We start from the raw sequence: 24,765 nt of genomic DNA on the forward strand, positions 1-24,765 counted from the left end.
GTGGGGCAAGGGCGTGGGCGTCGACGCCGGGCACACCCTCGGCATCCGCAACGTCACCGCCCACGGCAAGCACACCGCGCACCTCAAGGGCTGCGTCATGGTGCTGGTCGTACTGCTCGCGACCTTCACCATCTTCTTCATGCTGCCCAAGTGGGCGGGACAGGACATCGCCGTCCTCTTCGCCGGCAAGGCGTCGGGTGCCGAGCAGCTCGAAGGCATCCGCGTCAAACTGGGCCTCAACGATCCCCTGCTGGTCCAGTTCTGGGACTTCATCAAGGGCATCCCGATGGGCCGCGACTACGTCAACGGCAGTGACGTCACGCACTGCCCGGCCCCCTGCTTCGGCTACTCCTTCCGCACCGAGGCACCGGTGTGGGACACCCTCAAGGACGCCCTGCCCGTCACCGGCGCCCTCGCCGCGGGCGCCTGCGTGCTGTGGCTGGCCGGCGGCGTCATCACCGGCGTGATCTCCGCGCTGCGCCGGGGCACCATCTGGGACCGCGCCGCCATGACCACCGCGCTCGCCGGTGTCTCCCTGCCCGTCTTCTTCACCGGCATGATCGCGATGGGCGTCTTCGTCCACGAACTCGGCTGGGTGAAGATCGCGGACAGCCTCAGCACCGACGACTCGATCGACGTCTGGCTCCAGACGATGATCCTGCCGTGGATCGTGCTCGCCTTCCTCAACGCCGCGATGTACGCCCGCCTCACCCGCGCCACGATGCTCGAAGTGCTCGGCGAGGACTACATCCGCACCGCCCGCGCCAAGGGCCTCGGCGAGCCCACCGTCATCCGCAAGCACGCGCTGCGCTCCGCGATGACCCCGATCCTCACCGTCTTCGGACTCGACCTCGGCGTCCTGATGGGCGGCGCGGTGCTCACCGAGTCCACGTTCAACCTGCCGGGGCTCGGCCTCGAAGCGGTCAAGGCCATCAGCAGCAAGGACCTGCCCGTCATCCTGGGCGTCACCCTGTGCGCGGCGCTCGCGATCGCCGTGGCCAACCTCGTCGTCGACCTTCTGTACGCCGTCATCGACCCGCGAGTGAGGCTGGGATGACCGAACTGTCCAAGAGCGGAGCCGCGGTGGGGGAGCCCGTCACCGGCTCGCCCGCTCCCTCCGCCTTCCTGGAGGTGCGCGACCTCAAGGTGCACTTCCCGACCGACGACGGCCTGGTCAGGTCCGTCGACGGGCTCAGCTTCCAGCTGGAGAAGGGCAAGACCCTCGGCATCGTGGGCGAGTCCGGCTCCGGCAAGTCGGTCACCTCGCTGGGCATCCTCGGCCTGCACACCGCCGGCCAGTACGGCGCCCGCAAGGCCAGGATCTCCGGTGAGATCTGGCTGGACGGCAAGGAACTGCTTTCCGCCCCGCCGGACGAGGTGCGCAAGCTGCGCGGCCGCGAGATGGCGATGATCTTCCAGGACCCGCTCTCCGCGCTGCACCCGTACTACTCCATCGGCAAGCAGATCACCGAGGCGTACCGGGTCCACAACGACGTCGACAAGAAGAGCGCCCGCAAGCGGGCGATCGAGATGCTCGACCGGGTCGGGATCCCGCAGCCGGACAAGCGTGTCGACTCCTACCCGCACGAGTTCTCCGGCGGCATGCGCCAGCGCGCGATGATCGCGATGGCGCTCGTCAACAACCCCGAGCTGCTCATCGCCGACGAGCCGACCACCGCCCTCGACGTGACCGTCCAGGCGCAGATCCTCGACCTCATCAGGGACCTGCAGAAGGAGTTCGGCTCCGCCGTCATCATGATCACGCACGACCTGGGCGTGGTCGCCGAGATGGCGGACGAGCTCCTGGTCATGTACGGCGGCCGGTGCGTCGAGCGCGGCACCGCGGAGAAGGTCTTCTACGAACCCCAGCACCCCTACACCTGGGGCCTGCTCGGCTCGATGCCCCGCATCGACCGCGAGCAGACCGAGCGGCTCATCCCGGTCAAGGGCTCCCCGCCCAGCCTGATCAACCTGCCGGGCGGCTGCGCCTTCAACCCGCGCTGCCCCTACGCGGACATCCCCAAGGATCAGATCACCCGCCGCGAGCGCCCCGAACTGCGCGAGGTGGCCGCCGGACACTACTCCGCCTGCCACATGTCGCAGGACGAGCGCACCCGGATCTGGACCGAAGAGATTGCGCCGAAGCTGTGAACGATGCCGCGAAGGACCAGAAGAACCCCCAAGGCACGGCGAAGGGCCAGGAGATGACGATCCCGGCGCAGGCGAAGGGCTCGTCCGAGCCGCTGCTCAAGGTCGACGGCCTGGTGAAGCACTTCCCGATCAAGAAGGGGCTGCTCCAGCGCCAGGTGGCGGCGGTGCAGGCGGTCGACGGCCTCTCCTTCGACGTACGCCCCGGTGAAACGCTCGGCGTGGTCGGCGAGTCCGGCTGCGGCAAGTCGACGATGGGCCGGCTGATCACCCGGCTGCTCGAACCGACCGGCGGCCGCGTCGAGTTCGAGGGCACGGACATCACGCACCTGAACACCGCGCGGATGCGCCCGCTCCGCCGCGACGTCCAGATGATCTTCCAGGACCCGTACTCGTCGCTGAACCCGCGGCACACCATCGGCACGATCGTCGGCGCGCCCTTCAAGCTCCAGGGCGTGAAGCCCGAGGGCGGCGTGAAGAAGACCGTGCAGGAGATGCTGGAGCGGGTCGGGCTCAGCCCGGAGCACTACAACCGCTACCCGCACGAATTCTCCGGCGGCCAGCGCCAGCGCATCGGCATCGCCCGGGCCCTCGCCCTGCGGCCCAAGCTGGTCGTGGCGGACGAGCCGGTCTCCGCCCTGGACGTCTCCATCCAGGCCCAGGTGGTCAACCTCCTGGACGACCTCCAGGAAGAGCTCGGCCTCACGTACGTGATCATCGCGCACGACCTGTCGGTCATCCGGCACGTCTCGGACCGCATCGCGGTGATGTACCTCGGCAAGATCGTGGAGCTGGCCGACCGCAACGACCTCTACGCCACACCGATGCACCCGTACACCAAGGCGCTGCTCTCCGCAGTGCCGGTGCCCGACCCCAAGCGGCGCGGCGTCAAGAGCGAGCGCATCCTGCTCCGCGGCGACGTCCCCTCGCCGATCGACCCGCCCAGCGGCTGCCGCTTCCACACGCGGTGCTGGAAGGCGACGGAGATCTGCAAGACGAAGGAGCCGCCGCTGACCGCGCTCGCCACCGGGCACCAGGTGGCGTGCCACCACCCGGAGAACGCGGCGGACCAGGCACCGCAGGACACCGTGCTCCTCTCGGCGGCCAAGGAGGCGATCGAGGTCGTCTCGGTGGCGACCAAGGCGGACGAGACGGCGGCTGCCGCGGAGAAGCCGGCGGCCGAGAAGACGGCGCCGGGCAAGGATCCGGACCCGGCCGGGAAGTAGTCACCGCGGAGGGAGGGCGTGCGAGTGGTCGCGCGCCCTCCCTCCGTCGTGTGTCACTCCGTGACGGTCCAGCGCCCCACCTCCCGGTACGCCGAGTCGTAGACGCTCTCGCCGTCGCCGGGCGTCAGCGCGTAGTGCCCGAGGTTGCCGCCCCAGTACCGCAGGATCCGGCCCAGCTCCTCGGCGGCCCTGACGTCGAACGCCGTCTCGCCCATGTCGATCTCCAACTGGAATCTCATGGCTTCAACCCTGTCATTGAAGTCCTTTGTGAGACTTTGCGGACGTCGAGGCCCGCGGGGGGAGCGGTGGGACCGGGAGAACCCTCAAACGCGGGGTAAGGCGGCGGAGAGCCCCGCCCGGCCACGGGTAAGAATGGCGCGTGCTCCAGGATCTGTTCACGCCCTCCGTCCAGCACGCGCTCGACATCGTGGGGATCTTCGTCTTCGCGATCTCCGGCGCGCTGCTCGCCGTGCGCAAGAACTTCGACGTCTTCGGCATCGCCGTGCTCGCCGAGGTCACCGCGCTGGGCGGAGGTCTCTTCCGCGATCTGGTGATCGGGGCGGTCCCGCCGGCCGCCTTCACCGACCTCGGCTACTTCATCACCCCCCTCTTCGCGGCCGCGCTGGTCTTCTTCCTGCACCCGGAGGTGGAGCGCACCCAGCTCGCGGTGAACGTCTTCGACGCGGCGGGCCTCGGCCTGTTCTGCGTGGCGGGCACGACCAAGGCGTACGACTACGGCCTCGGACTCACCGCGTCGGCGACCCTCGGCCTGATGACCGCGGTGGGCGGCGGCGTGCTGCGCGACATCGTCGCCAACGAAGTGCCGTCGCTGGTCCGCTGGGACCGCGACCTGTACGCGGTGCCCGCCATCGTGGGCGCCACGATGGTCGCCCTGTGCATCCACTTCGAACAGCTGACGGGGTTCACCAGCGGCCTCGCCGCCGTGACGGCGTTCACCCTGCGGCTGCTCGCGATCCGCTACCACTGGCGGGCACCGCGCGCCTGGAACCGCCGCTCCACGGCGGTGGAGGCGGAGGTCCGGGAGCAGCCGTAGCGGGTCACGGTAGCGGGCCACTAGAAAAGCTACCGCTCAGTAATCGAATGTTGTACCTTGCTGCCATGGCAACGGCAGCATCAATTCCCGCATCGGTGCCCGCACGCATCGGCGACAGCGAGTTCGACCGCGACACGGCGGTCACCCGCCGGGAGCCCGGCGTCTACGACACGGAGCTCTCCGCGGGCTGGACGATCATCAGCGCCGTCAACGGCGGCTATCTCCTCGCCGTCATCGGCCGCGCCCTCGCGGACGCCCTGCCGCACGCCGACCCCTTCACCGTCTCGGCGCACTACCTCACCGCGTCGAGCCCCGGCCCCGCCGTGATCCGCACGGACCTGGTGCGCGGCGGCCGTTCGCTCTCCACCGGTCAGGCCTCGCTCTTCCAGTACGACGAGGAGGGGCGCGAGGTCGAGCGGATCCGCGTGCTCGCCTCGTACGGCGACCTGGACGCGCTCCCCGACGACGTCCGCACGACGGCCGAGCCGCCCGCCATCCCGCCGCTCGACCAGTGCTTCGGCGCGCAGGACGCCCCGGACCACCGGCCCGTGCCCGGCAGTTCGGCCATCGCCGACCGCCTCTTCCTCAAGCTCGACCCCGCCACGCTCGGCTGGGCGCTCGGGCAGCCGTCCGGCAAGGGCGAGATGCGGGCCTGGTTCGGGCTCGCGGACGGCCGCGACGCGGACCCGCTCTCGCTGCTGCTCGCCGTCGACGCGCTGCCGCCGACCGCCTTCGAGATGGGCCTCACCGGCTGGGTCCCGACCGTCGAGCTGACGGTCCACGTCCGCCACCGCCCGGCCCCCGGGCCGCTGCGCGTCTCGATCACCACGCGGAACCTCGCGGGCGGCTTCCTGGAGGAGGACGCCGAGGTCTGGGACAGCGAGGACCGCCTGGTGGCACAGTCGCGGCAGCTGGCGCGGGCGCGGCTGAGCTAGCTCTCGGAGAGGAACCTCGTCAGCTCTCCGGTGAGTTCGGCGGGCGCGTCCTCCTGGACGAGATGCCCCGCGCCCTCGATCAGGCGCAGCCGGGAGCCGGGGACGAGCTTCGCGAGCTCCTCGCCCTTGGCGGCGGGGATCCAGGTGTCCCCGGCCCCCCAGCAGATCAGCACGGGCAGCCGCAGCTCGCCGTACCGGCCCTGGATCTCGTCGGTGAACCGCTGGTCGTTCTGTTCGATCTGCCGGTAGAAGGCGGCCTGCCCCTCTCCCGTGCACCAGGGCTCCACGAGCCGGTCGAGCACGGCCGGGCGCAGTCCGCGCGCACTGGCCGAGCTCACGTACCCGCGGACCAGCGCCCGGTGCAGCGCGGGCGGCAGCTGGGTGAACACGTCGGCGTTCGCGCCGAGGAGCCGGTACGTGGGGGAGCCCCAAGGAGGGAGCGCCACCGGGTCGACGAGGGCGAGCCGTCCGTAGCGGGCGCCGTGCAGCAGGTGTGCGCGCAGGGCGACGCACCCGCCGAAGTCGTGTGCCACGACGGCGGGCCGGTCCAGACCCCAGTGGCCGAGGAGTGCGGTGAGGACCCGGCCCTGCGCGGCGAGTGACACGTCCTGCCCGGCCCGCATCTCCGACGCGCCGTACCCGGGCAGGTCCCACACGTACACGCGGTGGCCGCCGGCCAGCGCACGCGCGACGTCACGCCACACGTACGACGAGAAGGGCGTGCCGTGGACGAGGACGACGGGCGGGGCGTCGGCGGGGCCCAGGGCCGCCCAGCGGACGGTGCCGGTGGGGCCTTCGAAGGTCTGGTCGAGGACCCAGGGGTCACGGTCCGGGGCGACTGTCATGACCGTAAGGCTAGTTGCTCCTTACGGCGGCGTCGAGAGGTCGACGGGGCGTGTCAGCGCTCGTCGTGCCAGTGCCGGCGGCCGAGCCCCACCAGCCGCAGCTGCCTGCGGGCGACGTCGGCCACCCGGGCCTCCGCCGCCGTGCCGGGCCCCGCGTCCAGGAACGCCGACGCGGTCATCACCATGTGGTCGACGTACATTCCGGCCAGCATCAGCAGATCGTCCTCGGTCCACCCCGCCGTCGGCTCCTCCCGGGCGAACTGCTCCGCCACCTCCTTGGCGAACAGGGCGAGTTGGGCGCCGATCGCGTCCCGCACCGCCCGCACGCCGCCGTGCCGCTCGCGGGCGATGAAGCGGACGTGCGCGGGGTGCGTCCGGACGTATCCCGCTATCAACTCGACCGTGCCCGCGATGCGTTCCTCGCCGTCGCCGGTCGCCGCCAGCATCGCGGTGAGCGTGGTGTGCAGGCTGGCGAACGCCTCCTCGACCAGGGCCACGCCCAGGTCGGCGGTGTCGCGGAAGTGCCGGTAGAAGGCGGTGGGGGCGACGCCCACGGCGCGGGTGACCTCGCGCAGGCCCAGGCTGCTGAGGCTCTGCTCGTCCAGCAGCTGGAGCGCCGCGTCGAGGAGTGCCTGCCGGGTCTTCTGCTTCTGGGCCTGCCGGACGCCGAGGGTGTGACTCATGCCATGCAGTTAACAACTGTTCTCCGAGTTTTGAAAGCCGGAGACGGAGTACTCTCTAAGTCAGTGAACAACTGTAACCACAAGCGTTCACCGAACGAGAGAGGGATCTCCGTGCTCTTCATCGTCGCCGCCCTGATGCTGCTGGGTGTCGCCATGGGCACCGTGGCGCACGCCCCGCTACCGGTCACCCTCGTCGCCGCCGCCGTCATCGGCGTGTGGCTCGCGGTCTTCGCCCTGCGCGAGCGCCGCACGCGGCACCGCTGAGCCACCGCCCGGCGCCGCAGGACCCGCTCCGTACGACACCTCCACCTGCCAGGAGTCGCACCATGAACAGCACCGCAACTCGCACCCGTCCCGAGACCACAGCCCCGGCCCCGGCCCCTGACCGCACCGAGGAGGTGCGGGAGGCGCGGCCCACCGGACGCCGGGACACCGACGGCATGGCCGTCGCCTCCTTCGTCCTCGGCCTGCTCGGCCTCCTCGTCCTGAACCTCTTCCTCGGGCCCATCGCGATCGTCCTCGCGAGCATCGCCCTGTGGCGCGGCACCACCCGCAGGGGCCGCGCGCTGCTCGGACTCGGGCTCGGCGTGGCCGACCTCGTCGTGCTCGCCGCGCTCGTCGCGACGGACGACACCGTGTCCTGGGGTCTCGCAGGCTGATACCGGCGGGGCGGAGGGCACCGCGCGGCTCGTAGAATCGTGCCCACCATGGCCTACCTCGACCACGCAGCGACCACTCCGATGCTCCCGGAGGCGATCGCGGCGATGACCGCGCAGATCGCCGTCACCGGCAACGCCTCCTCGCTGCACGCGGCGGGGCGCCGAGCGCGACGCACCGTCGAGGAGGCCCGCGAGACGCTCGCCGAGTCACTCGGCGCCCGCCCCAGCGAGACCGTCTTCACCTCCGGCGGCACCGAGGCCGACAACCTCGCCGTGAAGGGCCTGTACTGGGCCCGCCGCGACGCGGAACCGGCCCGCACCCGCGTCCTGTCCAGCCCCGTCGAGCACCACGCCGTCCTCGACGCCGTGCACTGGCTCGGCGAGCACGAGGGCGCCACCGTCGAATACCTCCCCGTCGACCGGCACGGCCGCGTCCACCCCGACGCGCTGCGCGAGGCCATCGGGCGCAACCCCGACGACGTCGCCCTGGCCACCGTCATGTGGGCCAACAACGAGATCGGCACGGTCCAGCCGATCCGCGAACTGGCCGACGTCGCGCACGAGTTCGGCGTCCCGCTGCACGCCGACGCCGTCCAGGCCTACGGCCAGGTCCCCGTCGACTTCGCCGCCTCCGGGCTTGCCGCGATGACGGTGTCCAGCCACAAGATCGGCGGCCCCTACGGCATCGGCGCGCTGCTGCTCGGCCGCGAGTACAGCCCCGTGCCCGTCCTGCACGGCGGCGGCCAGGAGCGGCACGTGCGCTCCGGGACGCTGGACGTCCCCGCCATCGCCGCGTTCGCCGTCGCGGGCGAGCACGCCGCCGCGCACCGCGAGCGGTTCGCCGCCGAGATCGGCGCGCTCCGCGACGATTTGGTGGCCGCCGTCCGCTCGGCGGTCCCCGAGGCGATCCTCGGCGGCGACCCGGCTCCGGGCGGCCGGCTGCCCGCCAACGCGCACTTCACCTTCCCCGGCTGCGAGGGCGACTCCCTCCTGCTGCTCCTGGACGCGCAGGGCATCGAGTGCTCCACCGGCTCCGCGTGCACGGCGGGCATCGCGCAGCCCAGCCATGTCCTGCTCGCCACCGGCACCGACCCCGACCTGGCGCGGGGCACCCTCCGCTTCTCGCTCGGCCACACGTCCACGAAGGCGGACGTCGACGCGGTGGCGGCGGCGATCGGCCCGGCGGTGGAGCGGGCGCGGACGGCGGGCCTGAGCTAGGCCTTCTTCTCCGGCTTCGTGGACGGCTTCGGCTGCTCCGGTCTGTCCCGCTCCTCCCGCACCAGGCGCAGATACCGGTCCCAGTCCCAGTGCGGCCCCGGATCCGTGTGGTCCGTGCCCGGCACCTCCACGTGGCCCATGATGTGCTCGCGGTCCACCGGGATGTCGTACCGCTGGCAGATCCCGGCGGTGAGCCGCGCCGACGCCGCGTACATCGGCGCGGTGAACGACGACTTCTTGTCGACGAAGCCCTCGTGCTCGATGCCGATGCTGCGTTCGTTGTAGCTCCTGTTGCCCGCGTGGAACGCCACGTCCAGCTCGCGGATCATCTGCGCGATGTGCCCGTCCTTGCGCACCACGTAGTGCGCGGCGGCGCCGTGCCCCGGGTCCTTGAAGACGCGCAGCGCCGTCTGGTACCCGCCCTGGACGACGTGGATGATGACGCGGTCGATCTCGTAGTCGTCGGGGCGGTCCGCGCGGCGCCAGTTGTAGTCCGAGGCGGCTATCCACTGCGCGCCCGGGGCGTCGACCTCGCCCTCCTTGCGCTTCTTGACCACGCCGGGCAGCCGCCACCACAGCCGGCCGAGCTCGTCACCGGCGAGCACGGCGGTGCCGACGGCCGCCGCGGCGCCGCCGATCAGCAGAGTGCGCCGGTCGATTCCCCGGCGCCCCGGCTTCTCCTGCTCCGCATCCCCCATATGATCGTCAACGCTTACTCAGGGGCGTCCGGTTCCCGTCGCCCCGTACTCTGTTAGAGCTATGACTTTGACCGAGACCCCGCAGCCTCAGCCCCCGCAGCGTTCCCAGCGCCCCCTCCGCGTCCTGGCCGCCATGTCCGGAGGCGTGGACTCCGCCGTCGCCGCCGCCCGCGCGGCCGAAGCGGGGCACGACGTGACCGGAGTGCACCTCGCGCTCTCGGCGAACCCGCAGTCGTTCCGCACGGGTGCGCGGGGCTGCTGCACCATCGAGGACTCGCGCGACGCCCGCCGCGCCGCGGACGTCATCGGCATCCCGTTCTACGTGTGGGACCTCGCCGAGCGGTTCCGCGAGGACGTGGTCGAGGACTTCGTCGCCGAGTACGAGGCGGGCCGCACCCCGAACCCGTGCCTGCGCTGCAACGAGAAGATCAAGTTCGCCGCGCTCCTCGACAAGGCCCTCGCCCTCGGCTTCGACGCGGTCGTCACCGGCCACTACGCCAAGGTGATCGTCCGCGAGGACGGCACGCGCGAGCTGCACCGGGCCTCGGACATGGCCAAGGACCAGAGCTATGTCCTCGGCGTCCTGGACGACAAGCAGCTCGCCCACGCGATGTTCCCCCTGGGCGACACGGTCACCACCAAGGAGGAGATCCGCGCGGAGGCCGAGGAGCGCGGTCTGGCCGTCGCCAAGAAGCCGGACAGCCACGACATCTGCTTCATCGCCGACGGCGACACCCAGGGCTTCCTCGCCTCCCGCCTCGGCAAGGCGGAGGGCGACATCGTGGACGAGTCCGGGGAGGTTCTCGGCACCCACGAGGGGGCGTACGGCTACACCATCGGCCAGCGCAAGGGCCTCCGCATCGGCACCCCCGCCCCCGACGGCAAGCCGCGCTACGTCCTGGACATCTCCCCGGTGAACAACACGGTGACGGTCGGCCCGGCCGCCGCCCTGGACGTCACGGCCCTGACCGCGATCAAGCCCCGCTGGTGCGGAGTGCCCCCCACCGGCCCCGGCACGTACACAGCCCAGCTCCGGGCCCACGGCGACGAGACCCCCGTCACCGCCGAGCTGGTCGGCGGCTCGGAACTGCGGGTGACCTTCGACGAGCCCGTACGCGGCGTCGCCCCCGGCCAGGCCGTCGTGCTGTACGACGGCACGCGCGTGGTCGGCTCGGCGACGATCGCCACTACGGAACGGGCGACGGCGGCGGCCTGACCGCCTCGTCCACAAGGTCGCTCAGCAGGCCGCCGTGAACTTCGCGCTCGTCAGCGGGGCCCGATAGATCCACCCCAGCGACTCGTACAGCGCGCGTCCCTCCGGAGTGCCCGCGAGGACGGCCGTGCGAGCGCCGCGGGCCGCCGCCGCGTCCTGGAGCGTGTGCACCACCAGGCCGCCGAGACCCCTGCGCCGGTGCGCGGGGGCGGTCTCGACCTGGTCGACGACGGCGGTCGCCCCGGTCGGGGCGATCTGACCGCGTGCCGCGAGGGCGCCGTCGGGCGCGGTGACCAGTGCCTGTGTGACGCCACCGCGGGACCAGGTGCGCAGCCGGTACCCGGTCGGCACCGGCGCGGGCTCCGGCACGTCCGGAGTCAGCGCCAGCGACATCAGGCACCCCGGCTCCGGGTCGAGCCGCCAGCGCGGGCCCAGCCACGCGTGCACCACCTCCGGGTCGGCGAACGCCTTGAACCAGACACCGTCCCCGGTCACCGCGTCGGCCACCTTCCGGACGACGGTCTCGTCGACCTCGTCGCCCACCGCCCCGAGGACGTGCCGGGTGACGTGGTCGGTCCGGCCCACGTCGATGGTCCAGCCCCACGGCTCGGTGAGCGGCGGCGCGGCCCCGCGCGACACCACCCAGCCCTCCACCCAGGCCTGCACGAGGTCGTTCATGCCATCCCCTGTAATGCCTGATCGGCGATAGAGACTATTACGGGGTCGACCTTATGCGGCCGGTGGCGGGTGGTGGGAGCCGTGATCGCTCAGAGCGAACGCGGCCGGGGCGTCGCGTGCCGCGGAACGGGCGACGCGGCGCGGCGCGATCACAGCGCCGGCTCCGGGGCGCGCCGCCAAGTGCCGGTGGCCGCCTCCACGGCGGCCGCCATGCGCAGGACGCCCAGGTCGTCGCCCTGTCTGCCGACGATCTGGAGCCCCGTCGGATGGCCCTCCGCCGTAAAGCCGTACGGCACTGAGATCGCCGGCAACCCGGCGAGGGTGATCCGCGAACAGATCCGCATCCACGCGCGGTAGTACGTCTGCTTCACCCCGGCCACCGTCCTCGGCCACGGCTCGGTCACGTCGAACGGCGGGACCTGGGTGACCGGGGCCACGAGGAAGCGGTACTCGGTGAGGAAGGCGTACAGGCGGTCGTACACCTCGGAGCGGAGCAGTTCCGCGCGGCCGAGGTCGTCCACGGTCAGCGAAAGGCCCTGCTCGATCTCCCAGGCGGTGGACTCGCCGAGGTCCCCGGGACGCTCCTCGTAGAACCGCTTGAACGCCTGCCGGTAGTAGGCGGCGCGCAGGATCGAGAAGGCCTCGTCGGCGCCGCTGAAGTCCGGTTCGCGGTCCTCGACCCGACAGCCGAGGTCGGCGAGGAGCAGCCTGGCGGGGGCGAGCGTCCTGGTGATCCGCTCGTCCACGGGCAGCCCATCGAGGGTGTCCGACCAGGCGACGCGGGCCCCTTCGACACCACACTCCAGGGGCAGGGAGAAGTCGACGGCCGGGGCGTTGAGAGCGGCCCTGCCGTCGGGGCGCGCGATGACCCGCATCTGAAGCGCCACGTCGCCCACGGTACGGGCCATCGCTCCGTGGGCGCCGAGCGTGAAGTGGTGCTGCGGGGACGGCCAGACCGGTACCCGGCCGATGGACGGCCGCAGACCGACGACGTTGCAGAAGGAAGCGGGGTTGCGGAGCGAACCGGCCATGTCGGAGCCGTCGGCGATGGGCGCCATCCCGCAGGCCAGCGCCACCGCCGCGCCGCCGCTCGAACCGCCGCAGGTGGTGGCGGTGTCGTACGGGTTGCGGGTGGCGCCGAAGACTTCGTTGTAAGTCTGTGAACCGGTCCCGAACTCGGGCGTGTTGGTCTTGCCCAGGGACACCGCGCCCGCGTCGATCAGCCGCTGCACCACCAGCGTGTTGAACGCGGGCACGTCGTCCCGGAAGATCGGTGACCCCTGGGTGGTGCGCATGCCCTCGGTCGCCGCCAGATCCTTGTGGAGGACGGGCAGGCCGTGCAGCGGGCCGAGCGCCACTCCTCGGCTGATCGACGCGTCGGCGGCCTCCGCCATCCGCCGTGCCCGGTCCGGCGCCCGCGTGACGACGGCGTTGACCGCCGGGTCGACCCGTGCGATCTGGTCGAGGTGCGCGTCGAGAACTTCCCGGGCGGAGACCTGACGGGTGACCATCAGATGTACGAGTTCACGTGCCGTCTTGAAGACGAGATCCTTGGCGACCAGGTCCCTGTCCGGCATGACGCCCACCTCTCGGCCGTCCGGCAGCGGGGACGGCGGCCCCCGCCCACTGGCTTCCACTGCATCATCGGAAGCGCCGGAGTGGGGGCGACTCCGACAGAACGGCGCCAACTCGCCTGTCCCGGGGCGGCACCCCAGAGCGTCTGAAGAAGTCAGGCGACCTGGAGCACGATCTTGCCCTGGGTGCGGCCCTGTTCGCCGCGCGCGTGGGCCTTCGCCGCGTCCTCCAGGGGGACGACCGTGTCGATCTCGACGCGGAGCTTCCCCTCGTCGATCAGGCGGGAGATCTCCAGCAGGCCCAGGCGGTCCGGCTCGACGATCGTCCAGCCGGTGTGCACGCCGAGCTCCGCCGCCCGTGCCGGGTCCGGGAGGCCGCCCGGGTCGGGCAGCGTCACCAGGTGGCCGCCGGGGCGGATGATCTCCAGGGAGCGTGCCCCGTACTCGCCGCCCACGCCGTCGAGGACCACGTCCACGTCGCGCACCGCCTCGGTGAAGTCCACGCGCGCGTAGTCGACGACTTCGTCCGCGCCGAGGCCGCGCAGGAAGTCGTGCTTCTCCTCGCGGGCCGTTCCGATCACGTACGCCCCTCGCGCCTTGGCGATCTGCACGGCCAGGTGGCCCACGCCGCCGGCCGCCGCGTGGATCAGGACCCGCTGCCCGGCGCGGAGACCGGCTGTCTCGATCAGGCCCTGCCAGGCGGTGAGCGCGGCGAGGGGGAGCGCGGCCGCCTCTATGTGGCTGATCCCCGCGGGCTTGGGTGCGAAGCGCCGGGCGGGGGCCGTGACGAACTCGGCGTACGCGCCGGTCTGTTCGGGGAAGCGGGGCATGCCGAACACCGCGTCGCCGGGCTGGTAGAGGGTCACTCCGGGGCCCACCTCCTCGACGACGCCCGATACGTCGTAGCCGAGGATCGGGGTGTCGCCCCAGGAGCCGAAGGCGCCCTCCGCGCGGGTCTTCCAGTCGACGGGGTTGACGCCCGCCGCGTGGACCCGGACCAGGATCTCGGTCAGGCCCGGCTCGGGGCGGTCGACCTCCACGGGGACGAGGTTCTCGGGGGCGCCCCAGGTCCGGGGGCTGACAGCACGCATCTTCATGGTCTTCCGCTTTCTTCGAGAACGGCTTGCGGGATCAAGCGTGAGGCGGTCCGGCCGGGGGCAGTGCTGGCAGTTTGGCCATGATGTGACAGGATTCGGCCATGACTTCCGGAGACAGACGGCACCGCGTGGCGGTCCTCGCACTGGACGGCGTGTACGCCTTCGAGCTGGGCATCCCTTCCCGGCTCTTCGGTGCCGCCGAGGGCGCCGGGCGCAGGCCGCTCTACAACGTCGTGGTCTGCACGGTGGACGGGCGCCCGGCGCGGACGGACTCCGGGTTCACGGTGTCGGTGGAGCACGGCCCGGAGGCCCTGGAGCGGGCGGACACCGTGGTGATCCCGCCGACCCGCCGCTTCGACGCCGGAATGGCGGGCGAGGAGCTGCCGGAGGGCGTGTCCGAAGCCCTCGACCGGATCAGGCCCGGCACCCGGATCGTCTCCTTCTGCAACGCCTCGTACGTCCTCGCCGCCACCGGCCTCCTCGACGGGCGCCCCGCGACGACGCACTGGCACGTCGCCGACGACTTCCAGAGGTCATTCCCCAGGATCAAGGTCGACGCGGACGTGCTCTTCGTGGACGACGGCGACGTCCTCACGGCGGCGGGGGTGGCGGCCGGCATCGACCTCTGCCTGCACGTCATACGCCGGGACCACGGCGCCGCCGTCGCCAACCACGTCGCCCGCGTCTGCGTCGTACCGCCCTGGCGCGACGGCGGGCAGGCCCAGTACATCGAGCGGCCCGTCCCGGAGCCCACGCTCGCCACGACGGCCGCCACGCGCGCGTGGGCCCTCGAACGGCTCCAGGAGCCACTGCCCCTGGGCGAACTCGCCGCCCACGCGCGCATGAGCCTGCGGACCTTCACCCGCCGCTTCCAGGAAGAGACCGGCATGCCGCCCGGCCGCTGGCTGACCGCCCAGCGCATCGAACTGGCCCGGCAGCTCCTGGAGTCCAGCGACCTGCCCGTGGACGTGGTGGCCCACCGGGCCGGGTTCGGCACCGGCAACTCCCTGCGCCAGCACATGCGTTCCGTGCTCGGCGTCTCGCCGGCCGCCTACCGGCGGACGTTCACGGCTGCTTCGTGACTTCTGCTTCCGTGGCTTCTGCTTCCGTGACTTCTGCTTCGTAGAAGCAGAAGTGGTCCTTGATCTGGGCCACGGCCGACTTCGGCTCCGGGTACGCCCACACCGTGTCCGCCGCGCCGGGCAGCGACCAGTAGGCGGCCGTGCCCTTGAACGGGCAGTACGTGGTGGTGTCCGACGGGGTCAGCAGGTCCGTGCGCACGTCCTCCGGAGGGAGGTAGTGGCGTACGGGATAGCCCGTCTCGCGCAGCAGCAGGGGGCGGCTGCTCTCCGCCACGACCTGTCCGTCGCACACCACGCGCACGTGGTCCGTGCCCTGCTCGACGGTGATCCGGTGTCCGTTGGTCATGAGATGCCCTCCTCGACGAGTGCCTTCCGGGACGGAACGTACCGTGGGCGCATGAACATCTGCGTCTTCCTCTCCGCCGCCGACCTCGACGACCGCTACACCCGCCCGGCCCGCGAATTCGCCGAACTGCTCGGCAAGGGCGGCCACACACTGGTGTGGGGCGGCTCCGAGAGCGGCCTGATGAAGGTCGTGGCGGACGGCGTGCACGAGGCGGGCGGACGGCTCGTCGGCGTCTCCGTCGACTTCCTCGCGGCCAAGGCCAGGCAGGTCGTCGAGCCCCACGAGATGGTGATCGCGCGCGACCTCGCCGAGCGCAAGGCGCTCCTCCTGGAGAAGGCCGACGCGATCGTGATCATGGTGGGCGGCACCGGCACGCTCGACGAGGCCACCGAGATCCTGGAGCTGAAGAAGCACGGCAAGCACACCAAGCCGGTGGTCCTGCTGAACTCCGCCGGATTCTACGACGGCCTCAAGGAGCAGTTCCGCCGCATGGAGGACGAGGGTTTCCTGCCCGTCCCGCTCACCGACCTGGTCTTCTTCGCCGAGGAGCCCGTCGGCGCCCTGGCCTACCTGGAGGAATCCTTCGGCACCCGGTGATGCGAGCATGGCGTGTATGGCTACACATGTGATCACCGGGGCGGGCTCCGGCATCGGCGCGGCCGTCGCCCGCCGCCTCCACGCACGCGGCGACGACCTCGTCCTGCACGCGCGCGACGCGGGCCGCGCCAAGGAGCTCGCCGCCGAGTTCCCCGGCGCGAGCACCCTCGTCGGAGACCTCTCCGACCCCGACAAGCTGTCCTGGGCCTTCGGCCACCAGTCGCTGCCCTCCCGGGTCGACTCGCTGCTGCACATCGCGGGCGTCGTCGACCTCGGCCCGGTCGGCGAGCTCACCCCCAAGGCGTGGCGCCACCAGCTCAACGTCAACCTCATCGCCCCCGCCGAACTGACCCGCCACTTCCTGCCCCAGCTCCGGGTCGCCCAGGGACACGTGGTCTTCGTCAACTCGGGCGCCGGCCTCAACGCCCACGCCGACTGGTCCGCGTACGCGGCCTCCAAGCACGGCCTGAAGGCCCTCGCGGACTCGCTGCGCCAGGAGGAGCACGGCAACGGCGTCCGCGTCACCTCCGTCTACCCCGGCCGCACGGCGAGCGCCATGCAGGTCAAGGTGCACCAGCAGGAGGGCAAGGAGTACGACCCGTCGCGCTTCATCGACCCCGAGTCGGTCGCCACGACGATCGTCATGGCCCTGGACCTGCCGCGCGACGCGGAGGTCAACGACCTGACGGTGCGGCCGGGACGATGAGCGACACCTTCACCTGGGGCCCCGCCACCGGCGTCGGGTCGATGCCAGGCGGGGACGCCCGCGAGGCCGCGAAGACCGTGACCGGCAGCTTCGAGGGGCCCGAGCAGGGCATCCCGCACCTTCCCGAGCTGCCCGCGCGCGGACCCGGCGCCGACATGATCGGCCGCACCGCCGGAATGCTCGTCGACCTGTACGCGCGCGTGGAGCCCAGCGGCTGGCGCGTCGGCGACCGCCCCGGCCGCGACACCCGCCGCGCCAGGGCCTGGCTCGGCGAGGACCTCGACGCCCTGGAGGAGTTCACCCAGGGGTACCGGGGCCCGCTGAAGGTCCAGGCCGTCGGCCCCTGGACGCTCGCCGCCGCCCTGGAGCTGAGGAACGGCGAGGCCGCGCTCTCCGACCCGGGCGCCTGCCGCGACCTCGCCGGATCCCTCGCCGAAGGCCTGCGCGAACACCTCGCGGACGTGCGCCGCAGGGTGCCCGGCGCACAGGTGGTCCTGCAGCTCGACGAGCCCTCGCTCATCGCCGTGCTGCGCGGACAGGTCAAGACCGCCAGCGAGTACCGCACGCACCGCGCCGTGGACCGGCAGGTCGTCGAGAGCACCCTGCGGGACGTCCTCGCCGTCCGGGGCGAAGGCGCCGCGGTCGTCCACTCCTGCGCGCCCGACGTGCCCTTCGCACTCCTTCGCCGCGCCGGTGCCGACGTGATCTCGTTCGACTTCTCCTTGCTCACCGAGCGTGACGACGAGGCGATCGGTGAGGCGGTCGAGGGCGGCACGAAGCTCTTCGCCGGTGTCGTGCCGGGCGTGGACGGCCGATTGTCAGACCCTGCCGGTAGCGTCATGGGTGTCAGGACGTTCTGGCGCAGGCTGGGGCTGAATCCGGGATCGCTCGCGGAGTCGGTCGTGGTCACTCCGTCGTGCGGACTCGCGGGCTCTTCTCCCGCGTACGCACGCGAGGTGCTCACCCACTGCGTCAAAGCGGCGCGATCGCTCGCGGACAACCCTGAGTAATTGGGTATGACGTAACGGGAGGACGAAACGGTGGCTGTCGAACAGCAAGGCTCTGTGCCCGCCGAGGCACGGGATCAGCATGCCCAGCTGGCCGAACAGATCGAGGAGCACCGCTTCCGGTACTACGTGAAGGACCAACCGGTCGTCAGCGACGCCGAGTTCGACAGGCTCCTGCGCTCTCTCGAAGCCCTGGAGGAGGAGTATCCGGAGCTCAGGACCCCGGACTCGCCCACCCAGAAGGTCTCCGGTTCGTACGAGACGGAGTTCACCGCGGTAGAGCACCGCGAGCGCATGCTCTCCCTGGACAACGCCTTCGACGACGAGGAGCTGGCCGCCTGGGCCGACCGCGTCGCCAAGGAGGTCGGCTCCCCGGACCACCACTTCCTGTGCGAGCTGAAGGTCGACGGCCTCGCGGTCAACCTCACGTACGAGGACGGCAGGCTGACCCGCGCCGCCACCAGGGGCGACGGCCGCACCGGCGAGGACATCACACCGAACGTCCGCACGATCGCCGACATCCCCCAGCGCCTCAAGGGCGACCGCGTCCCCGCCCTGGTGGAGATCCGCGGCGAGGTCTTCTTCCCCATGGAGAAGTTCGAGGAGCTGAACGCCCGCCTGGTCGAGGCGGGCGACAAGCCCTTCGCCAACCCGCGCAACGCGGCGGCGGGCTCGCTCCGCCAGAAGGACCCGCGCGTCACCGCCACCCGCCCGCTGCACATGGTGGTGCACGGCATCGGCGCCCGCGAGGGCTTCGACATCGACTGTCTCAGCCACGCCTATGACCTGCTCCAGGAGTGGGGCCTGCCCACCGCCAAGCACAACAAGGTGGTGGACGGCCTCGACGGCGTCCGGGACTTCATCGCGTACTTCGGAGAGCACCGGCACTCCGTGGAGCACGAGATCGACGGCGTCGTCGTCAAGCTCGACGAGATCCCGCTCCAGGGCCGCCTCGGCTCCACCTCCCGCGCCCCACGCTGGGCCATCGCCTGGAAGTACGCGCCGGAGGAGGTCAACACCAAGCTCATCAACATCCGCGTCGGCGTCGGCCGCACCGGCCGCGTCACGCCGTACGCCCAGGTGGAGCCCGTCACCGTCGCGGGCTCCGAGGTCGAGTTCGCGACCCTGCACAACCAGGACGTGGTGAAGAAGAAGGGCGTCCTCATCGGCGACACCGTCGTGATCCGCAAGGCCGGTGACGTCATTCCGGAGATCCTCGGCCCCGTCGTGGACCTGCGGGACGGCAGCGAGCGGGAGTTCGTGATGCCCGCCGAGTGCCCCGAGTGCGGCACGGCGCTGCGGCCCATGAAGGAGGGCGACATCGACCTCCGCTGCCCCAACGCCCAGTTGTGCCCCGCCCAGTTGCGTGAGCGCCTCTTCTACCTTGCGGGCCGCAAGAGCCTCGACATCGAGAACTTCGGGTACGTCGCCGCGGCCGCCCTCACCCGGCCCCTGGAGCCCGCCGAACCGCCGATCCTCGACGAGGGCGACATCTTCGACCTGAAGGTCGAGGAGCTGCTGCCCATCAAGTCGTACGTCCTGGACCAGGACTCCGGCCTGCCCAAGCGCGACCCCAAAACCGGCGAGGAAAAAGTCGTCACCTTCTTCGCCAACCAGAAGGGCGAGGCGAAGAAGAACACCCTCGCCATGCTGGAGAACATCGCGGCGGCCAAGGAGCGCCCGCTCGCCCGCGTCCTCACCGGCCTCTCGATCCGGCACGTCGGCCCGGTGGCCGCCGAGGCGCTGGCCCGCGAGTTCCGCTCCATCGACCGCATCGAACAGGCCACCCAGGAGGAGCTCGCCACCACGGACGGCGTCGGTCCGATCATCGCGGCCTCCCTCAAACAGTGGTTCGCCGAGGAGTGGCACCGGGAGATCCTGCGCAAGTGGCGGGCCGCCGGCGTGCGCATGGAGGAGGAGTCGGGCGGCGAGGACGAGGGACCGCGCCCGCTCGCGGGCCTCACCGTGGTCGTCACCGGCACGCTCGAACACCACACCCGGGATGGCGCGAAAGAGGCGCTGCAGAGCCAGGGAGCCAAGGTGACCGGTTCCGTTTCGAAGAAGACCTCATTCGTCGTCGTGGGCGACAACCCCGGCTCGAAGTACGACAAGGCCATGCAGGTGAAGGTTCCGGTTCTCAACGAGGAAGGCTTCGCTGTCCTGCTCGAACAAGGACCGGACGCCGCGCGGGAAGTCGCGCTTCCGACCGAGGAGTAGCGATTGAAGGCCACCCGTTCGGCGCATACCAGAGGCATACGGGTGGCCGGGTCGCATTCGGGCAACCGTAGCGGACCGCTGCCCGTGGAAGCCTTCTGCGGCCTACTGTTGAGGTGTGCGCCTGCCGTGCCCCGCTGCGAACGGGGTATCACCTGCTCATCAAGAGCCTGGAAGGGGGCATCCCCTGCTCGGCAAGGGTTCGGGAGACCTGCGTCTCCCTGCTCGTGCGGAGCGAGGGGACGGTTTTACGGACGCGGCCGACTCCTGGGCCGAGTCCGCGTGGCGTGGGCACCGCCGGCTGTGAGAGGGACGGGAATGGAACCGACCGAGAGCGCCGCCCCGGCCTCACGGCTGCGCGCGCGCCTGTGGCGCGCGTCGGGAGCCTGGTTGCGGGGCCGCCGGGCAGTGCCGGCCACCGACCCGGGCGCCGCGGTCGGAGCGGCCGCCCGCTCCGGATCCGCGGCCGTGAGCACCGCCGTCGAACCACGCGAACGGGCCTGGACCGCCGCACCCGATCGCACCGACACCACCGTCACCTGCACGGCCGACCCGGCCGCGCAGGACTCCCGCGAGCCCTGGCCCCTGCTGCCCGTCATGGTCGTCGCCGCGGCCGCCGTGTTCCTCGGCACCGGCTTCTTCCAGGCCGTCACGGGCAGGCACGCACTGTTCCCCACCGGCGCGGCCGGCTGGTCCCTCGCCGTCCTCACCGGCCTCATCGTCGCCCACCTCGTCGCCCTCGGCCGCGACCGCTGGTGGGGCGGCACCGGCTCCGGCGGCGCGCTCACCGTCGCCGTCCTCCTGCTCTACGGCTGGGTGCCCGCCGGCATGGTCAGCCTCACCGTCGTCGTCCTGGTCGGTGTCGCGCGCAGACACCGCTGGCGGCAGGGCCTGCTGCACGGCGCGGTCGACGTCCTCGGCATCGGCGCGGGCGCGCTCGCCCTGGCCGCCTTCGGCACGGCGCCGAGCGCCGAATCCCCCTGGCTGCCCGACACCTGGGACCTGTACACCGCCCCCCAAGTGGCCCTGGTCGCCGTCGCGTACCTCGTCGTCACCCGCGTCCTGCTCTGGTACGTGCACGCGCCCCGCACCGGCGCCCTGCCCACCGTCACCCGCACCGCCCTCGTCAGGCAGGGCCTCCTCAGCGTCGCGCTGCTCGGCATCGCCCCGCTGATCTGCGTGGTGGCGGTCTCCCTGCCCATCCTGCTGCCCCTCTTCGCCATCCCGCTGGTCGCGCTCGACTCCACCCTCTGGATCGCCCGCGCCCGCGCGGAGGAGCAGCTGCGCGACCCGCTCACCGGACTGCCCAACCGGCAGTGGCTGCTGGAACGGACCTGGACGGCCCTCGACGACGCCGAGCGGCTCGGCGCACGGGCCGCGTTAATGCTCATCGACATGGACCGCTTCCGGTCGGTCAACGACACCCTCGGCCACCTCGCGGGCGACCGGCTGCTGCTGCAGATAGCGGACAGGCTGCGGCTCGCGCTGCCGCGCGGCGCGGAGGCCGCACGGCTCGGCGGCGACGAGTTCGCCGTCCTGCTGCCGGTCGCCGACTCCACGACGTCGGCCACGCGCGTGGCGCGCCAGCTCGTCGCCGCCCTCGGCTCGCCGCTCGACCTGGACGGCCTGACCCTCGTCCTGGAGGCCAGCGCCGGCCTCGCCGTCTTCCCCGACCACGCGCTCGACGCGGAGGGCCTCCTGCGCCGGGCCGACGTCGCGATGTACCAGGCGAAGCGCGACCGCACCGGCGTCGAGGTGTACGAGTCCAAGCGGGACTCCAACACCCCGGACCGCCTCGGCCTGTTGGGCGACCTGCGCCGCGCCCTCGACGCCGGCGACGTAGAACTGCACTACCAGCCCAAGGTCCGCTTCGACGGCAAGGTCGCGGGCCTGGAGGCGCTGGTCCGATGGGTGCACCCCGAGCGCGGCCGGGTGCCGCCCGACGAGTTCATCGCCATCGCCGAGTCGTCCGGCCTCATGCCCCACCTGACGGAGTACGTCCTGGAGACGGCGCTCGGCCAGGTCGCGAAGTGGCAGGCGATGGGACTCAAGGTCCCCGTCGCGGTGAACGTGTCGCCGCGCGACGTCCACACCCCCGGCTTCGCCGGCGCGGTCGCGGCGCGCCTCGCCCGGCACGGCGTCCCGCCGGGGGCGCTGCAGCTGGAGATAACCGAGCACGTCCTCCTGGAGGACCCGCAGCGCGCCGCGGACACGCTGGCCGGCCTCACCGGCCACGGCGTCAAGATGTCCCTCGACGACTTCGGCACGGGGTACTCCTCCCTGGTCCACCTGCGCCGCCTCCCGGTCAGCGAGCTGAAGATCGACCGCTCCTTCGTGGCCCGCCTCGCCATCGACGACGAGGACGCGTCGATCGTCCGCTGCACCGTGGACCTCGCCCACTCGCTCGGCCTGCTCGTCGTCGCGGAGGGCGTCGAGGACGACGAGACGTGGGAGCGGCTGCGGGACCTCGGGTGCGACGCGGTGCAGGGCTGGCTCGTCGCCGCGGCGATGCCCGCCGAGGAGGCGACGGCGTGGCTCCGCGCGCGCGGCTCCCGCGGGTGGCGCCGCCCCGCGGACGTCGCCGCGGAGGCGGCCTCCGCGGCGGAACAGTCCTCGGGCCGCGTGGTCCAGTAGCCGCCGCCGGAGCGGCGGGGAGCAAACCGTTTAACGGGCACCCCGGAGCGACCCATAGGATTGGGGCCACAACCCGCACACTCACCCCTGAGGATCGCCGCATGCCTGGCATCACGCGCGAGGAGGTCGCCCACCTCGCCCGCCTTGCACGTCTGGAGCTGAAGGCCGAGGAGCTCGACCACTTCGCCGGACAGCTCGACGACATCATCGGCGCGGTCGCCCGCGTCTCGGAGGTCGCCGACCAAGACGTACCGCCGACCTCGCACCCGCTGCCGCTGACGAACGTCATGCGCGCGGACGAGGTCCGTCCGTCGCTCACCACCGAGCAGGCGCTCTCTGGCGCCCCGGCCCAGGAGCAGCAGCGTTTCAAGGTGCCGCAGATCCTGGGGGAGGACTAAGACCATGACGGACAGCAACATCATCAAGCTCACGGCCGCCGAGATCGCCGGGAAGATCGCAGCCGGCGAGCTCACGGCCGTCGAGGTCACCGAGGCCCACCTGGCCCGTATCGAAGCCGTCGACGAGAAGGTGAACGCCTTCCTGCACGTCGACCGCGAGGGCGCTCTCGCGCAGGCCCGCGCCGTCGACGAGAAGCGCGCCAGGGGCGAGAAGCTCGGCCCGCTGGCCGGCGTCCCGATCGCGCTCAAGGACATCTTCACCACCGAGGGCGTGCCGACCACGGTCGGCTCGAAGATCCTCGAAGGCTGGATCCCGCCGTACGACGCGACCGTCACCAAGCGCCTGAAGGCCGCCGACGTCGTCATCCTCGGCAAGACCAACATGGACGAGTTCGCCATGGGGTCCTCCACCGAGAACAGCGCGTACGGCCCCACCGGCAACCCCTGGGACCTCACCCGCATCCCGGGCGGCTCCGGCGGCGGCTCCTCCGCGGCCCTCGCCGCGTACGAGAGCCCGCTCGCCATGGGCACCGACACCGGCGGCTCGATCCGCCAGCCCGCGGCCGTCACCGGCACGGTCGGCGTCAAGCCGACGTACGGCGGCGTCTCCCGGTACGGCATGGTCGCCTTCAGCTCCAGCCTCGACCAGGGCGGCCCCTGCGCCCGCACCGTCCTCGACGCGGCCCTGCTGCACGAGGTCATCGCCGGCCACGACGAGCTCGACTCGACGTCCATCGACGCCCCGGTCCCGCCGGTCGTCGAGGCCGCGCGCAACGGCTCGGTCCAGGGCATGCGGGTCGGCGTCGTCAAGCAGTTCCGCGGCGAGGGCTACCAGGCCGGTGTCGTCCAGCGCTTCGACGAGTCCGTGGAGCTCCTCAAGGAGCTCGGCGCGGAGATCGTCGAGCTGGACTGCCCGACGTTCGACCTGGCGCTCTCCGCGTACTACCTGATCGCGCCCTCCGAGTGCTCCTCGAACCTCGCCCGCTTCGACGCCATGCGCTACGGCCTGCGTGTCGGCGACGACGGCACGAAGTCCGCCGAGGACGTCACCGCGCTGACCCGCGAGGCCGGCTTCGGCGACGAGGTCAAGCGCCGCATCATCCTCGGTACGTACGCGCTCAGCTCCGGCTACTACGACGCGTACTACGGCAGCGCCCAGAAGGTCCGCACGCTCATCACCCGCGAGTTCGAGGCGGCCTTCGAGCAGGTCGACGTGATCGTCTCCCCGACGACGCCGACCACCGCCTTCCCGATCGGCGAGCGCGCCGACGACCCGATGGCGATGTACCTCGCGGACCTGTGCACCATCCCGACCAACCTGGCGGGCAACGCCGCCATGTCGCTGCCCTGCGGCCTCGCGCCGGAGGACGGCCTGCCCGTCGGACTGCAGATCATCGCCCCCGCCATGAAGGACGACCGGCTGTACAAGGTCGGTGCTGCCGTCGAGGCCGCCTTCGTGGAAAAGTGGGGTCACCCGCTGCTTGAGGAGGCACCGTCGCTGTGAGTGCACTGAACAAGGCCAAGGGCTTCAAGAAGTCCAAGACCGGCACGTACCTGTCGATCGGCACCACCGCCTTCGGCGCGGTGAGCGTGATCAAGCAGGCCAAGAAGGCCCGCTACGACCACGACACGCTCCGCCTCGTGGACGCGATCGTCTCCGCTGCCGCCATCGCCACCGGCGTCGCCCTGCTCGTGCGCGAGCTGAAGCGCCTCGGCGACGACGACGTCCTGCTGGGCTGAGAGGGAAAGTTTC

At 71.7% G+C, this 24,765-nt stretch carries 26 protein-coding genes; 18 read left to right on the forward strand and 8 right to left on the reverse strand.

What is annotated here, in order from left to right; genetic code table 11:
* The first annotated feature begins 97 nt into the window (after window positions 1-97).
* From AB0H82_RS32350 to AB0H82_RS32360, 3 genes are read left to right on the forward strand one after another with little or no spacing between them, the layout of a single operon-like run.
* The gene (locus tag AB0H82_RS32350) at window positions 98-1,057 is read left to right on the forward strand and encodes an ABC transporter permease (protein WP_362999120.1); all 960 of its coding nucleotides are present in this window, start codon (window positions 98-100) and stop codon (window positions 1,055-1,057) included.
* Complete coding sequence (locus tag AB0H82_RS32355; RefSeq protein ID WP_362999073.1) at window positions 1,054-2,151, forward strand: ABC transporter ATP-binding protein; 1,098 nt, start codon at window positions 1,054-1,056, stop codon at window positions 2,149-2,151. Before AB0H82_RS32350 ends, AB0H82_RS32355 begins: the two co-directional genes overlap by 4 nt.
* A 53-nt stretch (window positions 2,152-2,204) precedes the next feature.
* The gene (locus tag AB0H82_RS32360; protein ID WP_362999121.1) at window positions 2,205-3,374 is read left to right on the forward strand and encodes a dipeptide ABC transporter ATP-binding protein; all 1,170 of its coding nucleotides are present in this window, start codon (window positions 2,205-2,207) and stop codon (window positions 3,372-3,374) included.
* A gap of 53 nt (window positions 3,375-3,427) precedes the next feature.
* On the opposite strand, the gene AB0H82_RS32365 is transcribed toward AB0H82_RS32360, so the two are convergent.
* On the reverse strand, window positions 3,428-3,613 hold the full coding sequence (locus AB0H82_RS32365; RefSeq protein ID WP_362999074.1) for a hypothetical protein: 186 nt from the start codon (window positions 3,611-3,613) through the stop codon (window positions 3,428-3,430).
* A gap of 140 nt (window positions 3,614-3,753) precedes the next feature.
* Between AB0H82_RS32365 and AB0H82_RS32370 the strand changes: the two genes are divergently transcribed.
* Together AB0H82_RS32370 and AB0H82_RS32375 are read left to right on the forward strand one after the other, a co-directional pair.
* Window positions 3,754-4,428 (forward strand): trimeric intracellular cation channel family protein, encoded by a 675-nt coding sequence (locus tag AB0H82_RS32370; protein WP_362999075.1) that lies wholly within the window; start codon window positions 3,754-3,756, stop codon window positions 4,426-4,428.
* A 65-nt stretch (window positions 4,429-4,493) separates the two neighbouring features.
* Entirely contained in the window at window positions 4,494-5,363 is an 870-nt protein-coding gene (locus tag AB0H82_RS32375) for a thioesterase family protein (RefSeq protein ID WP_362999076.1), read from the forward strand.
* On the opposite strand, the gene AB0H82_RS32380 is transcribed toward AB0H82_RS32375, so the two are convergent.
* Entirely contained in the window at window positions 5,360-6,208 is an 849-nt protein-coding gene (locus AB0H82_RS32380; protein ID WP_362999077.1) for an alpha/beta fold hydrolase, read from the reverse strand. The genes AB0H82_RS32375 and AB0H82_RS32380 overlap by 4 nt on opposite strands.
* Before the next feature lie 53 nt (window positions 6,209-6,261).
* Window positions 6,262-6,891, reverse strand: coding sequence for a TetR family transcriptional regulator (locus AB0H82_RS32385; RefSeq protein WP_362999078.1), 630 nt, complete (start codon window positions 6,889-6,891; stop codon window positions 6,262-6,264).
* Between the two features lie 111 nt (window positions 6,892-7,002).
* Between AB0H82_RS32385 and AB0H82_RS32390 the strand changes: the two genes are divergently transcribed.
* From AB0H82_RS32390 to AB0H82_RS32400, 3 genes are all read left to right on the forward strand, one after another.
* Complete coding sequence (locus AB0H82_RS32390) at window positions 7,003-7,155, forward strand: hypothetical protein (protein WP_362999079.1); 153 nt, start codon at window positions 7,003-7,005, stop codon at window positions 7,153-7,155.
* Between the two features lie 62 nt (window positions 7,156-7,217).
* The gene (locus AB0H82_RS32395; RefSeq protein WP_362999080.1) at window positions 7,218-7,550 is read left to right on the forward strand and encodes a hypothetical protein; all 333 of its coding nucleotides are present in this window, start codon (window positions 7,218-7,220) and stop codon (window positions 7,548-7,550) included.
* Window positions 7,551-7,598: 48 nt separating this feature from the next.
* A complete protein-coding gene (locus AB0H82_RS32400; RefSeq protein ID WP_362999081.1) occupies window positions 7,599-8,768 on the forward strand; it encodes a cysteine desulfurase family protein in 1,170 nt (389 codons plus the stop codon).
* Here the strand turns inward: AB0H82_RS32400 and AB0H82_RS32405 are convergent.
* Window positions 8,765-9,466 carry an N-acetylmuramoyl-L-alanine amidase gene (locus AB0H82_RS32405; protein WP_362999082.1) on the reverse strand — a complete coding sequence of 234 codons (702 nt, stop codon included), beginning with the start codon at window positions 9,464-9,466 and terminating at the stop codon, window positions 8,765-8,767. The genes AB0H82_RS32400 and AB0H82_RS32405 overlap by 4 nt on opposite strands.
* Before the next feature lie 61 nt (window positions 9,467-9,527).
* On the opposite strand from AB0H82_RS32405, the gene mnmA reads away from it, so the two are divergent.
* Complete coding sequence (mnmA, locus tag AB0H82_RS32410) at window positions 9,528-10,682, forward strand: tRNA 2-thiouridine(34) synthase MnmA (protein WP_362999083.1); 1,155 nt, start codon at window positions 9,528-9,530, stop codon at window positions 10,680-10,682.
* A 21-nt stretch (window positions 10,683-10,703) separates the two neighbouring features.
* Here mnmA and AB0H82_RS32415 read toward each other — a convergent pair whose 3' ends face one another.
* The 3 genes from AB0H82_RS32415 to AB0H82_RS32425 form a co-directional block, all read right to left on the reverse strand.
* Window positions 10,704-11,357 (reverse strand): GNAT family N-acetyltransferase, encoded by a 654-nt coding sequence (locus AB0H82_RS32415; RefSeq protein ID WP_362999084.1) that lies wholly within the window; start codon window positions 11,355-11,357, stop codon window positions 10,704-10,706.
* 149 nt (window positions 11,358-11,506) lie between these two features.
* Window positions 11,507-12,934, reverse strand: coding sequence for an amidase (locus AB0H82_RS32420; protein WP_362999085.1), 1,428 nt, complete (start codon window positions 12,932-12,934; stop codon window positions 11,507-11,509).
* Window positions 12,935-13,086: 152 nt separating this feature from the next.
* Complete coding sequence (locus tag AB0H82_RS32425) at window positions 13,087-14,022, reverse strand: NADP-dependent oxidoreductase (protein ID WP_362999122.1); 936 nt, start codon at window positions 14,020-14,022, stop codon at window positions 13,087-13,089.
* Between the two features lie 107 nt (window positions 14,023-14,129).
* Here AB0H82_RS32425 and AB0H82_RS32430 point away from each other — a divergent pair, with 107 nt between their 5' ends.
* Window positions 14,130-15,110, forward strand: a complete 981-nt coding sequence (locus tag AB0H82_RS32430; RefSeq protein WP_362999086.1) for a helix-turn-helix domain-containing protein — start codon at window positions 14,130-14,132, stop codon at window positions 15,108-15,110.
* Here the strand turns inward: AB0H82_RS32430 and AB0H82_RS32435 are convergent.
* Window positions 15,094-15,456: a DUF427 domain-containing protein gene (locus tag AB0H82_RS32435; RefSeq protein WP_362999087.1), complete on the reverse strand. Its 363-nt coding sequence runs from the start codon at window positions 15,454-15,456 to the stop codon at window positions 15,094-15,096. The two genes, AB0H82_RS32430 and AB0H82_RS32435, sit on opposite strands and share 17 nt — an antisense overlap.
* 51 nt (window positions 15,457-15,507) lie before the next feature.
* Between AB0H82_RS32435 and AB0H82_RS32440 the strand changes: the two genes are divergently transcribed.
* From AB0H82_RS32440 to AB0H82_RS32475, 8 genes are all read left to right on the forward strand, one after another.
* Window positions 15,508-16,053, forward strand: coding sequence for a TIGR00730 family Rossman fold protein (locus AB0H82_RS32440; protein WP_362999088.1), 546 nt, complete (start codon window positions 15,508-15,510; stop codon window positions 16,051-16,053).
* 7 nt (window positions 16,054-16,060) lie between these two features.
* The gene (locus tag AB0H82_RS32445) at window positions 16,061-16,759 is read left to right on the forward strand and encodes an SDR family oxidoreductase (RefSeq protein ID WP_362999089.1); all 699 of its coding nucleotides are present in this window, start codon (window positions 16,061-16,063) and stop codon (window positions 16,757-16,759) included.
* The gene (locus AB0H82_RS32450; RefSeq protein ID WP_362999090.1) at window positions 16,756-17,769 is read left to right on the forward strand and encodes a methionine synthase; all 1,014 of its coding nucleotides are present in this window, start codon (window positions 16,756-16,758) and stop codon (window positions 17,767-17,769) included. Before AB0H82_RS32445 ends, AB0H82_RS32450 begins: the two co-directional genes overlap by 4 nt.
* A gap of 30 nt (window positions 17,770-17,799) precedes the next feature.
* Window positions 17,800-19,983 (forward strand): NAD-dependent DNA ligase LigA, encoded by a 2,184-nt coding sequence (ligA, locus tag AB0H82_RS32455; protein WP_362999091.1) that lies wholly within the window; start codon window positions 17,800-17,802, stop codon window positions 19,981-19,983.
* A 315-nt stretch (window positions 19,984-20,298) separates the two neighbouring features.
* Entirely contained in the window at window positions 20,299-22,614 is a 2,316-nt protein-coding gene (locus AB0H82_RS32460; RefSeq protein WP_362999092.1) for a bifunctional diguanylate cyclase/phosphodiesterase, read from the forward strand.
* 101 nt (window positions 22,615-22,715) lie between these two features.
* A complete protein-coding gene (gatC, locus tag AB0H82_RS32465) occupies window positions 22,716-23,012 on the forward strand; it encodes an Asp-tRNA(Asn)/Glu-tRNA(Gln) amidotransferase subunit GatC (protein ID WP_362999093.1) in 297 nt (98 codons plus the stop codon).
* Window positions 23,013-23,016: 4 nt separating this feature from the next.
* On the forward strand, window positions 23,017-24,516 hold the full coding sequence (gene gatA / locus AB0H82_RS32470; protein WP_362999094.1) for an Asp-tRNA(Asn)/Glu-tRNA(Gln) amidotransferase subunit GatA: 1,500 nt from the start codon (window positions 23,017-23,019) through the stop codon (window positions 24,514-24,516).
* Window positions 24,513-24,752, forward strand: a complete 240-nt coding sequence (locus tag AB0H82_RS32475; protein WP_362999095.1) for a hypothetical protein — start codon at window positions 24,513-24,515, stop codon at window positions 24,750-24,752. The genes gatA and AB0H82_RS32475 overlap by 4 nt, the downstream gene beginning before the upstream one ends.
* Window positions 24,753-24,765: the final 13 nt, after the last annotated feature.

The organism is Streptomyces sp. NPDC050732, from assembly GCF_040654255.1.
GTDB lineage: Bacteria > Actinomycetota > Actinomycetes > Streptomycetales > Streptomycetaceae > Streptomyces.